The organism is Devosia sp. Z11_6 (genome assembly GCF_058133665.1).
In genome coordinates, this window is the sequence record NZ_JBYUNQ010000001.1 from 262,432 (window position 1) to 274,147 (window position 11,716).

The window sequence follows — 11,716 nt, forward strand, 5'->3', positions numbered from 1 at the left end:
CGCCGCTAGCTGCGATAGTGTTCTTCAGGTTCGCCGTCAGCGGTCAGTTGCCGGTAAATCGCCTGCGAGACGGTTTGCATCTGCGGCGGGGGCAGGGTGCCCACCACGGTGCAGGTGATGCGGGCATTGGCCCAGTAAAAGGCTTCCGCCCCTTCTAGGCTGGCGAATTCGTAGGCGTGTTCGCGGTCGGGCAGGGCTGCGGTGACATAGATGGTTACCCGGTCACGCGCAGCATTTTCGTACATCAACTGAGCGGCGCGACCGCCGGCCGCGGCCGTGCCGGGCAGCAGACGGCCACCCACCAAGGTGAAACCTTCGGCCGCGAGGTCGGGCGCGGCGAGGGGCGTTTCCAGCCGGTTGGAAAGCCAGGAAGTCAGGTGATCCTCTTCGCTGGCGGCGACCTCCACGGCGTGGCGGTTCTCAGCCACAAACACGTCATGGGCGCGCACGGCATCGGCGATCAGCACAGTGCTGGGCTGCGGGGCAGGCGACCAGGCACGGGCGAACCAGCCTGCGCCCAGGCCCAAACCCACAAGGAGGACGGCGGCGAGGGCCTGCCGCCAGAGGCGGTGGCGGCGGGTGGTGAGCTCGGCGGCCATCCGCCGGGGATGCAGCCTCACCGGTACCGGCTCCGCCCCTGCTGGCTCGAACAAGGTGCGAATGGCGTCGTTTTGGCGGGCCCAATTTGAGACTTCAGCCGCGACGTCAGGATTGGCGGCCAGATAGGCCTCGACCTGCTCGCGCGTTGTGGGGTCGAGCTGCCCGTCGGCAAAGCCCATCAGCGTATCGCGGCTGGGGGCGTTCATTTCACAGTCCTCAGATGCGGCTCGGCCGGGGTGCCGGTCAGAAGGCGCAGGGCGGCGCGGGCGCGGCCGAGGCGAGACATCAGCGTGCCCAGCGGAACTCCAAGGACAGCAGCGGCCTCGGCATAGGAGAGGCCTTCAAGGGCAATCAACAGCAAGGCTTCCTTTTGTCCGGGCGGGAGGGTTTCGATGGCCCGCGCCATTTCGGCCAGGGCGAGATGGCCGGGCTGGGGCGCGGCGGTTGCTGGTTCGGCGATGGCGTCGAGCGGCATCATCGCGCCTTCACGGTGACGGGCGCGCAGGTCATTGCGATAAAGGTTGAGCAGAATGGTGAAGAGCCAGGCGCGAACCGGTCCAGAGCGCCGGAACAGGCTGCGACGCGAGATGGCGCGTTCGAGGCAATCCTGCACCAGATCATCGGCGAGGTCGGCACTGCGCGTCAGCGCCCTGGCATAACGCCGGAGAGCTGGCACGCAGGCTTCGACCTCGTCGAGGAACTCGGTCACCCCAGGCTTCCGCTGTCCTTATTCGATTGCAAGATGCCAGACGCCGCCCACGCCGTCACCGGTGATATCGCCGGGCTCCATGTCGTCCTTCCAGTAGTAAAGCGGCCAGCCTTTATAGGCCCACATCTGGCCGCCATCGGTGCGATCGACCAAAGTGAACTCGCCCTCGGGCGTGGCGCCGTCCTCGGCCATGAGTGGGGGCCAGTTGGTGGCGCATTTCTCGTAGCAATTGGTGACGCCGGGCTCGTCCTTATCGAAGATATAAAGGGTCATGCCATCGGCATCGGTCAGGACCATCTTGCCCTCGATATCGGTGGATTGTACCGCGCCGCCCAGATATTCGGCGGCGGCAAGAGGGGTGGCGAACAAGGCGAGTGCGGAGGCGGTGGCAACAAACATGCGGATCGACATGGAGTTTTCCTTCCGGTTTGGCGGGGCGGCAAAGCGGCCCTCAGCAGCGTCAACACCGCCCGAAGCGGTTTAATCCCGGTGGGCCAAAAAAACCTTTGCAGAGACGATCTTGCTGGGATTGCAACAAGATACTGGACAGGCGGCGTGCCGGCTGATTTTTTACTTCAACTTGTCACGGACACGGCCAAAGGCTGGTCTCGGCGCGACAACGGTATTTGTGCAGCAAAGCTGCACCTTTGGGAGGAAGTGCATGAAAAGACGCGAGTTTTTCAAGTCCGCATCGGTGGCCACGATTGGTGCTGCAGCCGCAACTACGTTGGCTGCTCCGGCAATTGCGCAGGGCACCATCAACTGGCGCATGGTTACGACCTGGCCCAAGAACTTTCCGGGCCTGGGTGTCGGCGCGCAAAGGCTGGCGGACCGGATCGGCCGCGCTTCAGGCGGACGGCTCAACGTTCAGGTTTTCGCCGCCGGTGAAATGGTGCCGGGCCTACAGGCGCTGGACGCCGTGATCGATGGCTCGGCCGAGATGATGCATGGCACGCCCTATTACTGGCAGAACAAGAGCCAGGGCCTGTCGTTCTTTACCGGCGTGCCGTTCGGGCTGACCAGCCGCGAGCACACCGCCTGGATGCGCTATCTCGGCGGCCAGGAAATCTGGGACGAGATCTACGACCAGTTCGGCGTCAAGGGCTTCATGTCGGGCGACACCGGCACGCAGGCCGGTGGCTGGTTCCGCAATGAGCTAACCGGGGTTGCCGATGTGCAGGGCCTGCGTTTCCGCACGCCGGGCCTGGGTGGTCAGGTCTGGGCCAAGCTGGGCGCTTCGGTGACCAATCTGGCGGCAGGCGAAATCTTTGCCGCCCTCCAGTCGGGTACGCTTGATGCTGCCGAGTTCGTCGGGCCCTATAACGACATGGCGCTGGGGCTCTACCAGATCGCCAAGAACTACTACTTCCCCAGCTTCGTTGAGCCGGGCCTTGCCACTGAACTGGTGGTGTCCAAGTCCAAGCTCGCCGAACTGCCGGAAGACCTGCAGGAACTCGTCGCCACCTGCGCCCAGGCGGCTTACGACGACGTTGCTTCGGACATGTATGCCAATGAGCCTCGCTCGCTCGCGGCGCTGGTCAGCGAACATGGCGTTCAGGTCCGCGCTTTCCCCGAGGAGATCGTCGAGGCTGGTGCCAAGGCGTCGGTTGAACTGCTGACCGAAATCCGTGAAGGCGGCGACCCGCTGACCAAGAAGACGGCGGAGAGCTTTATCGCCGCGTTCAACCTGCTGCGCACCCGCACCGAGAACACCGACATGCCTTATCTCGTGGCGCGCGAAAAATACGTCCAGTACAGCTAAGCGGCATCGGTTGGATGCAGAAAAGCCCGGGCAATTTGCCCGGGCTTTTTGTTTGTGGGTCAGTGATCGACCACAGGTTAATACAGCATGCTGGGCAACCAGGTGATCAGTTGGGGGAAGAAGAACAGGATAAACAGCGCCAAAATCTGTAGCAGCACGAAGGGGATGATGCCGCGATAGATCATGCCGGTGCTGACCCGCGGTGGGGCCACGCCGCGCAGATAGAACAAGGCAAAGCCGAAGGGCGGGGTCAGGAAGCTGGTTTGCAGGTTCACGCCAACCATGACGCCAAGCCAGATCGGATCCACACCCAAGGCCAGCAGCACTGGCGCCGTGATCGGGATCACGATGAAGATGATCTCGAAAGTGTCGAGGATAAAACCCAGCAGGAACATGATCAACATGACGATGATGGTGGCGCCGATTGCGCCCCCCGGCATGTTGGACAGGAATTCATGCACCAAATTGTCACCGCCCATCATGCGGAACACGACGGAGAACACTGCCGCGCCAAACAGGATGATGAACACCATTGAGGTGATGGTGGCGGTCGAGATCACCGCCTGCTTGAGGACCGAGAAGCTCAAGCGCCACCGCATTGCCGCCAGGATCATGGCACCGACGGAGCCGACCGATGCCGCTTCGGTAGGGGTCGCCATACCGGCCAGGATCGAGCCCAGAACCGCGATGATCAGCAGGAGCGGCGGCACCAGGGCGACAAAGACTTCGCGCAGCAGATGCTTTTTCTCATCTTCGGGCACGGGCGTAGCCGGCGCCGACTTTGGATCGATGATTGCCTTGATGATGACCCAAATAGCGTAAAGCCCGACCAGCAGCAGGCCAGGCAGAATGGCGCCGGCGAACAAGGCGCCGACCGAGACCGGCTCGGGGGCAAAATTGCCCTTTTCCATCTGCACCTGGGCATTGATGCCCGAGAGCATGTCCCCCATGAAAATCAGGACGGTTGAGGGCGGGATGATCTGGCCCAGCGTGCCGGAAGCGCAAATCACGCCGGTGGCCAGCTTTGGATCGTAGCCGGCCCGGAGCATGGCGGGCAGGGAGATCAGGCCCATGGTGACAACGGTTGCGCCGACCACGCCGGTGGAAGCTGCGAGGAGGGCACCAACCACGATCACCGAAAGGGCGAGGCCGCCGCGCAGATTGCCGAAGAGCTTGCCCATGGTGAGGAGCAATTGCTCGGCAATGCCGGAGCGTTCGAGCATGACGCCCATGAACACAAAGAGCGGCACGGCAACTAGCGTTTCGCTGGTCATCAGGCCGAAATAGCGGCCGGCCAGGGAGCCGTAATTGGAGGGGTCATAAACGCCGAGCCACCAGCCGACGAGGCCAAAGATCAGCGCGGTGCCGGCAAGCGAAAATGCCACCGGAAAGCCAAGCATCAGGACGCCGACCACGCCCACAAACATCAAGGCGGAGAGTATCTCCCCGATCAGTACAGGGTCCATCAATGCGCTTCCTTGACGTCGTTAGCGCCGTAGCGCAGATCGGTGGGCAACAGGTTCTCGTTGTTGGTGAGAACAAGGATCGAGCGCAGGGCCATGGCGATGCCTTGCAGCCCGACAAGGACCGCAAAGACGATCACAAAGCTCTTCAGCACGAAGAGACCGGGCATGCCCCCGATATTGCTGGAGCCTTCATAATAGCCCCAGGAGCGGGCGACGGCGGGATAGGTGTAGGCCAGCACCACATACATGAAGGGCAGCAGGAAGAAGACGACACCAAACAGATCTGCAGTCGCCTTCCAGCGTACCGAAGCGGGGCGGTAGAAGATGTCAACGCGCACATGGTCGTCGCGGAGCAGGGCAAAGCCGGCCACCCCGGTGAACATGGCGCCACTGAGCCAGACATAGAGATCCTGCACCCAGAGCGTTGATGTGTTGAAGAAGTAGCGCTGCACCACAACGGTGAAGCATACGAGGACACAGGCCAAGGCGAGCCAGGACAGAATTTGTCCCACAAGCCAATTGATGGCGCTGATGCCCCTGACGAGCATGGCGAGCAATAGCAATCGATATCCCCCAGCAGAGTTTCCGCACGGCTGCGGATCTTTGGGGACCCAACTCCTTGCCGAGCACGGAAATTTTGATGCTGCGATTGAACAGCATCGACGCTTTGCGTCAACTTGTTAGTAATCGCTAGAAGGGGCAAAACTGCACTCTGCTGGTGACAAGGTCGCCCTAGATGCTATGGCGCTGCAGAACGGCAGCAAAACGCCGACAAAGGAGCGCGCATGTTTGTTGTGGGTGGGGAAAGCCTGATTGATCTCGTATCCGAGCCGCGCCAAGGGGGTGAGGAGATCCGGATGCAGGCGCATCCGGGTGGTTCGCCCTATAACTGCGCCATAGCGCTCGCCAAGCTCGGTAACGCGACGGGTTATCTGTGTCCCATCTCCGAGGATGGGTTTGGCTCCTACCTGCTCGAGCCACTGGCGCAGGCGGGTGTGCAAACCCTGCTGCAGGAGCGGGTCGCGGCGCCGACCACGTTGGCCGTGGTGACGCTCGACGCGCAGGGCAAGGCGAAATATGAGTTTTACCGAGGCGCAGATCGCGCATTTACTGCGGCGAGCATGATCGCGGCTTTGCCCGAGGATTTATCGCTGTATCAGATCGGCGGTTTTTGTCCGATCCTGCCCGAGGACGCGGCTGCGTGGCTCGACGTGGTACGGGCGGCAGTCGCCAAGGGCGCCACGATCTCGATCGACCCTAATGTTCGCCCATCGCTGGTGGATGACTTTGAGAGCTACAAGCAGCGGCTGTCGTCCTTTCTCGATCTTGCCCATGTGATCAAGGTTTCGGAAGAGGATCTGGAGGCGCTGGATGCGGGCAAGAGCATCGAGGCGCATGCCGCCGAGTTGTTGGCGCGACCCAATTGCGAGCTGGTGGTGGTGACCCTGGGCGAAAAGGGATCGCGCGCCTTTACGGCGTCGGGCACCGCGCAGGTCGGGATTTATGCGCCGCCGGTGTTTGGCGACACGGTGGGGGCAGGGGACAGCTTGATGGCAGGTATCCTGACCTGGCTGGGCGAAACCGGCGCCCTGCGGGCAGGCGCGTTGCAGGGGCTCGATGATGCGGCGCTCGCAACCACGCTGCGCTTTGGCGCCGTGGTGGCCGGTCTCAACTGCGCCGAAAAGGGCTGCCGGCCGCCGGTTCGTAGCCAGGTGGACCGGGTGCTCGCAGAGGCACAATTCTGATCCGCCTTTTAGCTGCGGCTAATTACGTATAAGCTCCGGCAATCCAATCCGGAAAGCTCGGTACGTGGTTGACGGCGGCGATGATGACAGCAATCGCGGGATCGACGATCCCGGCAACCCGGCCTATTGGCTGCGCGGGCTTGAAGAGGCTGCGGTGCCCTTTGGTGGCTTCGAAGCTGAGCCGCTGGAGAGCTATACGGGGCTCTTCCAGAGCGTGCTCAGCCAATATGGCCATCGTTGCGCGCTGACCGGAGTCGAAGCGGGGGCAGAGAGTGCGCCTTCGCGGTTGGAGGTTACGCCCCTGCGGCCACGCGACGCTGGCGGCAGTTTGCAGGTCAGCAATTTTCTTTGCCTCAGCACTGAAGCGCATCAGGCCTTTGAGGCGGGGCATCTGACCATTGGGCCGGGCTACGAGATCATTGTTGATCTCAGCCGGCTTGATCGTGAATTGCTGACCAGGCTCAATGCCGATGGCCGGCTCGCTTTGCCCAGCGACCCCGAGGCGGCTCCCGATCCGGAAGGTTTGGCATTTCACCGGATGCAGGTTTTTATGCGAGCTGCGGCGCGATAGGTCAAATCGGCGGCGTTTGCTGCGCAACGGGGTTGCAGGCAGGCCGGCAAGCTCATAACCCTGTGCTATCGTTCCTTTGCCGTGAGAGTTCCCATGCCGCAAGACGCACAAGCCATGCGCTCCATTTTGTCGCTCGCGCCCGTGGTGCCCGTAATCATCCTCGATGATGTGGCGTTGGCGCGGCCGTTGGCCGAAGCGCTCGTGGCGGGTGGACTGCCCATTCTCGAAGTCACCTTGCGCACGCCCAATGCGCTCAAGGTGATCGAGGAAATGGGCAAGGTCACCGGGGCCATTGTCGGCTCGGGCACGGTGCGGACCGCCCAGCACATGAAGCAATCGGTGGATGCCGGGTGCCGGTTCATGGTTTCGCCGGGCATCTCGCCACGTATCCTGGATGCGGCCGACGATATGGGTATTCCGCTGTTGCCCGGCATTGGCACCCCGAGTGAAGCCATGACGGCGGCGGAACGCGGCTATAGCTTCCTCAAGTTCTTTCCCGCCGAAGCGTTGGGTGGCGCGCCGGTGCTCAAGGCCTTTGCTTCGCCGCTCCCCGACATCACCTTTTGCCCTACAGGCGGCATCGATCCGGCCAAGGCCAAGGTTTATCTCGGACTGCCCAATGTGATCTGCGTCGGGGGCTCCTGGATCATGCCGGCCGATGCGCTGGCCGCCAATGACTTTGGCCGGATCGAAGCGCTGGCGCGCGAAGCCTCGACGCTGCGCGGCTAAGCAGCACCAGGAACCGGAGCGGCGGCGATGAAGCAGATGGTGCTGGTTGTCGCCGCCTGGGGAGCGCTGTTGGTCGGGCCGGCCAAGGCCGAGTTGGCCCGGATCGCCGTTGCGGCCAACTTCACCAGCGTTGCCGAACAGTTGGCCCCGGTGTTTTCCGCGCAAACCGGGCACCAGGTGCAGTTCAGCTTTGGCGCCACGGGCTTGCTGTATGGCCAGATCACGCAAGGGGCGCCCTTCGACGTGCTCTTGGCCGCCGATGACGAGCGGCCAGCACGTGCGGTGGATGAAGGCTTTGGCGTGGGGGGCAGCGTCTTCACCTATGCCACCGGTGTTCTGGCGCTGTACAGCATGAGCCTCGATGTGACCGATGGGCCAGCGGCGCTAGGTGGCGGGTTCGAAAAGCTCGCCATCGCCGATCCGCAGGCGGCGCCCTATGGGCAAGCGGCGGTTGAAACCCTGACCTCGCTGGGGATCTATGACGCGCTCCGGCCCAGGCTCGTTCTGGGCGAGAACATCAGCCAAGCCCTGCAGTTCATTCAAACCGGCAATGCCGAGCTGGGCTTTGTGGGTTTGAGCCAGGTGCAGGGCCACTCCGGCGTGTGGATTGTTCCGAGCGAGCTGTATACGGCGATCAGGCAAGATGCCGTGCTGCTCAAGCCGGGTGCCGACAATCCGGCGGCAACCGCATTTCTCGAGTTCTTGCGCAGCGATGCGGCTGTGGCGCTGATCGAGGCGGCGGGCTACCGGATCGAGCAGTGAGCCGGCGATGAACATGGCCGAGATCCTGCAACCGGTCGGGTTGAGCCTGCTGTTGGCGACGGTTACAACAGCCATTCTCGTTGTTGCCGGCACGCCTATAGCCTGGTGGCTGGCGCGCAGCCGCAGGCGCTGGGTGGAGCCGGTGGCGGCGCTCTTGACCCTGCCACTGGTGCTGCCGCCGACTGTCCTCGGATTTTATCTGTTGCTGGCGCTCGGGCCCAATGGGCCAGGCGGGAGCCTCGCCGCCCTCTGGGGTGGGCGGACGCTCGCCTTTTCGTTTGCCGGGCTGGTGATTGGCTCGGTGCTGTCCTCGCTGCCGTTCATGATTGCGCCCTTGCGCGGGGCCTTCGCCGCGATCGGCAGTGAGCCCCTGGAATCGGCGCTGTGCCTGGGCGCCAGTCCCTGGCAGCGCTTCTGGCGGGTGGCGGTGCCGTTGGCGCGGCCGGGCTATGTGGCGGGAGCCGTGCTCAGCTTTGCCCATACGGTGGGGGAGTTCGGGGTCGTGCTGATGATCGGGGGCAATATTCCCAGGCAGACCAAGGTGTTGTCCATTGCCATCTATGACTATGTGGAGCGGCTGGACTGGAGCACCGCTCACCTGCTGGCTGCGGGCATGGTGGTGTTCGCTTTTTTGGCGATCGTGCTGACCACGACGCTTGGGCGGGTGCGGGTGCAAACCGCGCCCTAAGCGTCGGGGGTGCCGACCTCCTTGCGCATGGCCGGAGTGATGGCCTGGTCCACATCGAAATAGCCGGTCCACGGGTCGGGTCGTTTCGCCCGCTCGGCGGCCAACGCCAGGGTAAACTGATTGGCCGCGTTAACGGCTTCGAGTTCCTCCCAGGTGACAGGCACGGCAGCTGGAGCGCCTTCGCGCGACCGGCTGGACCAAGGCGATACGGCCGTCGAGCCACGCTCGTTGCGCAGATAATCGACGAAGAATTTCCCCTTGCGCTTGGCCTTGCTCATATTGGCGATGAACCGGTCGGGTTCGCGCTCGGACAGCACTTGCGCCACCCGCTTGCAGAAGGCCTTGACCTCGGGCCACTGCGCCTTTGGGGTTAGCGGGGCGATCACATGGATGCCCTTGCCGCCACTGACCAGTGGATAGGTCTTGAGGCCCAGCTCTTCCAGTAGTTTGGCGATGTCCCGGGCGGCGGCGCGCACATCGGCAAAGGCCAGGCCTTCATCGGGGTCGATGTCGAAGATGATGCGTTCGGGCCGCTCCACGTCGTCCTTGCGGGCGCCCCAGAGATGCCACTCCATGACGTTCATTTGCGTGCCGGCGAGCAGGCCCGCGACCGAGTCGATATAGAAGTAATCTTCCTCGCTGCCATCCTTTTCAGTCAGCAACACCGATTTCATCGCATCGGGAAAGCCGCCGGAATCGTGCTTCTGGAAAAAGCAGTATTTGGCGCGTCCCTGCGGGCAGCGCACGAGGCTGAGCGGGCGATCGGCAATATAGGGCAGCATGCGATCGGCGACCGCGGCGTAATAGGCGAGCAGATCGGCTTTGGTCACGCCTTGGCCGGGATAGATGACGCGATCGGGCGAGGTGATGTGCAGCCCGGCCTTTTCGGCGGCGGCAAGGCCCGCCTCGCGATCGAGTTTGGCGGGCTCAGCGGGCTCTTGAGCCTCGGCTTTGGCCGCCGGTGCCGATTTGGCCGCGCTGCGTTTGCTCGCCTCGGCCGGCAGCGCGGCGGGGGCTTCGATGACAACTTCGCTGGCCGGCTTGTCTTCGCGCAGGCCCATGAAGGAGGGGTGACGCAAAACGCCATCGGGAGTGAATTCGGTGAAGGCAACTTCGCCCACCAGCTCGGGCTTGACCCAATTGGCGCCGCGGGTGGCCGCCCGGGGGATATTGCTGAAGGGGTTGGTCTTGCTGGCACGGGCATCGAGCTGTTGCTGCAGGGCCTGGGCTTCGTCGCGGGTGAAGCCGGTGCCGACGCGGCCGCGATAGATCAGCTTGCCGTCTTCCCAAGTGCCTAGCAGCAGGGACGCAAAGGATTTCTTCTTGGTCGAGGTGCTCCAGCCGGCAATGACGAATTCCTGCCGCTTGGAGCATTTCACCTTGAGCCAGGAGCGGGAGCGCTCGCCGCGATAGGGCGCGTCGGCCTGCTTGGCGATCACGCCTTCATGGCCGGCGCTGCAGATGCTCTGGAACACGCGCAGGCCGTTGCCGACGACGTGGGTGGAGAACTGAATGGGACTATCGGGCCCGGTTTCTCCGAGCAGCGCCTGCAGACGGGTCTTGCGCTCCGTCAGCGGGAGCGTGGTGAGATCCTCGCCATCCTGCTCGAGCAGGTCGAAGGCGAAGTAGACCAGGGACTCGCCCGTGGAAAGCGCGTTCTTGAGGGTGGAGAAATCGGTGCGGCCCTTGTCGTCCAAGGCGCAGAGCTCCCCGTCAATCAGGGCCGAGCCGGAGGTGACCTGGCTAAGTGCTGGAACGATGGCGGCGAACTGGGTGGTCCAGTCATTGGCGTTGCGGGTGTAGAGCCGCACCTGGTCGCCTGACAGCGCGGCGAGACACCGGTAGCCGTCATATTTCATCTCGAACACCCAGCCATTGGTCTGCGGCACCTCGTCAACCAGGGTGGCGAGTTGGGGTGGCCGGAACTCGGGCAGGGCGAGCGATTTGGCGGATGATTTGCGCGCGGGCTTGGTGGTTTTAGTCGGCTTGGCTTTTGATGCCGCGTCGGGGGTGGGCTCGCGGTTGGAATGCCAGACGGCGTCGGCCGGTGTGGCACTGGCTTTCTTGGGCTTGAGCCCTTTGGCGATGCCGGCAAGGTCGCGACCGGTCGAGACGGAGGTGGTGAAACGGGTGGTGAGGGTTTCCTCGGGCTTGGCGTAATCGTCCTTGTGCTTGATCAGCAGCCAGTTCTCGCGGGCCGGGCCGGATTTGCGGGCGGTATCGCGCCCTTTCATGTGCACGAGCACCCATTCGCCCTTCATGCGCTTGCCGTTGATGCGCATTTTGAGGTCGCCGTTTTCGAGGCCCTCATGGGGATCGCCGATCGGCTCCCAGGTGCCTTCGTCCCAGAGCATCACGGTGCCGCCGCCATATTCGCCTTCTGGGATCGTGCCCTCGAAAGTGCCATAGTCGAGCGGATGATCTTCCACATGGACAGCCAGCCGCTTGTCGGCAGGATTGTCCGATGGTCCCTTGGTGACGGCCCAGCTCTTGAGCACGCCATCGAGCTCGATACGGAAATCGTAGTGTAAGCGGGTGGCATCGTGCTTTTGCACGACAAAGCTCAGGGGGGCGCCGGCCTGCTCCTGCTTGGCGGCACTTTCGCCGGATGGCTCCTGCGTTTTGGCGAAGTCACGCTTGGCGCGGTAGTCCTTGAGCAGCGTGTCGGACTTGGTAGCCATTGG

General features: G+C 63.2%; 12 protein-coding genes. 6 read left to right on the forward strand and 6 right to left on the reverse strand.

What is annotated here, in order from left to right:
* Positions 1 to 5 precede the first annotated feature (5 nt).
* Genes AC3YMN_RS01235 through AC3YMN_RS01245 form a run of 3 tightly spaced genes read right to left on the reverse strand, consistent with a single transcriptional unit; the run spans position 6 to position 1,720 of the window.
* Positions 6 to 806, reverse strand: a complete 801-nt coding sequence (locus AC3YMN_RS01235) for an anti-sigma factor family protein (protein ID WP_489888631.1) — start codon at positions 804 to 806, stop codon at positions 6 to 8.
* Positions 803 to 1,309, reverse strand: a complete 507-nt coding sequence (locus tag AC3YMN_RS01240) for a sigma-70 family RNA polymerase sigma factor (protein WP_489888632.1) — start codon at positions 1,307 to 1,309, stop codon at positions 803 to 805. Before AC3YMN_RS01240 ends, AC3YMN_RS01235 begins: the two co-directional genes overlap by 4 nt.
* Positions 1,310 to 1,327: 18 nt before the next feature.
* On the reverse strand, positions 1,328 to 1,720 hold the full coding sequence (locus AC3YMN_RS01245) for a COG4315 family predicted lipoprotein (protein ID WP_489888633.1): 393 nt from the start codon (positions 1,718 to 1,720) through the stop codon (positions 1,328 to 1,330).
* Between the two features lie 250 nt (positions 1,721 to 1,970).
* Between AC3YMN_RS01245 and AC3YMN_RS01250 the strand changes: the two genes are divergently transcribed.
* A complete protein-coding gene (locus tag AC3YMN_RS01250) occupies positions 1,971 to 3,071 on the forward strand; it encodes a TRAP transporter substrate-binding protein (protein ID WP_127754066.1) in 1,101 nt (366 codons plus the stop codon).
* 77 nt (positions 3,072 to 3,148) lie between these two features.
* Here the strand turns inward: AC3YMN_RS01250 and AC3YMN_RS01255 are convergent, their stop codons facing one another.
* Together AC3YMN_RS01255 and AC3YMN_RS01260 are read right to left on the reverse strand one after the other, a co-directional pair.
* Complete coding sequence (locus tag AC3YMN_RS01255) at positions 3,149 to 4,537, reverse strand: TRAP transporter large permease (RefSeq protein WP_489888634.1); 1,389 nt, start codon at positions 4,535 to 4,537, stop codon at positions 3,149 to 3,151.
* On the reverse strand, positions 4,537 to 5,100 hold the full coding sequence (locus AC3YMN_RS01260) for a TRAP transporter small permease subunit (protein ID WP_489888636.1): 564 nt from the start codon (positions 5,098 to 5,100) through the stop codon (positions 4,537 to 4,539). The genes AC3YMN_RS01255 and AC3YMN_RS01260 overlap by 1 nt, the downstream gene beginning before the upstream one ends.
* Positions 5,101 to 5,322: 222 nt before the next feature.
* Between AC3YMN_RS01260 and AC3YMN_RS01265 the strand changes: the two genes are divergently transcribed.
* From AC3YMN_RS01265 to modB, 5 genes are all read left to right on the forward strand, one after another.
* A complete protein-coding gene (locus AC3YMN_RS01265; RefSeq protein ID WP_489888637.1) occupies positions 5,323 to 6,282 on the forward strand; it encodes a carbohydrate kinase family protein in 960 nt (319 codons plus the stop codon).
* Positions 6,283 to 6,346: 64 nt separating this feature from the next.
* The gene (locus AC3YMN_RS01270; RefSeq protein WP_489888638.1) at positions 6,347 to 6,853 is read left to right on the forward strand and encodes a hypothetical protein; all 507 of its coding nucleotides are present in this window, start codon (positions 6,347 to 6,349) and stop codon (positions 6,851 to 6,853) included.
* A 93-nt stretch (positions 6,854 to 6,946) separates the two neighbouring features.
* A complete protein-coding gene (gene eda, locus AC3YMN_RS01275) occupies positions 6,947 to 7,582 on the forward strand; it encodes a bifunctional 4-hydroxy-2-oxoglutarate aldolase/2-dehydro-3-deoxy-phosphogluconate aldolase (RefSeq protein ID WP_489888639.1) in 636 nt (211 codons plus the stop codon).
* A 27-nt stretch (positions 7,583 to 7,609) separates the two neighbouring features.
* The gene (modA, locus tag AC3YMN_RS01280; RefSeq protein WP_489888640.1) at positions 7,610 to 8,344 is read left to right on the forward strand and encodes a molybdate ABC transporter substrate-binding protein; all 735 of its coding nucleotides are present in this window, start codon (positions 7,610 to 7,612) and stop codon (positions 8,342 to 8,344) included.
* Between the two features lie 7 nt (positions 8,345 to 8,351).
* Positions 8,352 to 9,032, forward strand: a complete 681-nt coding sequence (gene modB / locus AC3YMN_RS01285; protein ID WP_489888641.1) for a molybdate ABC transporter permease subunit — start codon at positions 8,352 to 8,354, stop codon at positions 9,030 to 9,032.
* Here the strand turns inward: modB and ligD are convergent.
* Positions 9,029 to 11,713, reverse strand: coding sequence for a DNA ligase D (gene ligD, locus AC3YMN_RS01290; RefSeq protein ID WP_489888642.1), 2,685 nt, complete (start codon positions 11,711 to 11,713; stop codon positions 9,029 to 9,031). The two genes, modB and ligD, sit on opposite strands and share 4 nt — an antisense overlap.
* Positions 11,714 to 11,716: the final 3 nt, after the last annotated feature.

Excerpts from the sequence above, each read along its gene's own strand:
- AC3YMN_RS01235 (WP_489888631.1), bottom strand. The coding sequence starts at position 806 with ATGAACGCCCCCAGCCGCGATACGCTGATGGGCTTTGCCGACGGGCAG.
- AC3YMN_RS01245 (WP_489888633.1), bottom strand. The coding sequence starts at position 1,720 with ATGTCGATCCGCATGTTTGTTGCCACCGCCTCCGCACTCGCCTTGTTC.
- AC3YMN_RS01250 (WP_127754066.1), top strand. The coding sequence starts at position 1,971 with ATGAAAAGACGCGAGTTTTTCAAGTCCGCATCGGTGGCCACGATTGGT.
- AC3YMN_RS01255 (WP_489888634.1), bottom strand. The coding sequence starts at position 4,537 with ATGGACCCTGTACTGATCGGGGAGATACTCTCCGCCTTGATGTTTGTG.
- AC3YMN_RS01265 (WP_489888637.1), top strand. The coding sequence starts at position 5,323 with ATGTTTGTTGTGGGTGGGGAAAGCCTGATTGATCTCGTATCCGAGCCG.
- eda (WP_489888639.1), top strand. The coding sequence starts at position 6,947 with ATGCCGCAAGACGCACAAGCCATGCGCTCCATTTTGTCGCTCGCGCCC.
- modA (WP_489888640.1), top strand. The coding sequence starts at position 7,610 with ATGAAGCAGATGGTGCTGGTTGTCGCCGCCTGGGGAGCGCTGTTGGTC.
- modB (WP_489888641.1), top strand. The coding sequence starts at position 8,352 with ATGAACATGGCCGAGATCCTGCAACCGGTCGGGTTGAGCCTGCTGTTG.
- ligD (WP_489888642.1), bottom strand. The coding sequence starts at position 11,713 with ATGGCTACCAAGTCCGACACGCTGCTCAAGGACTACCGCGCCAAGCGT.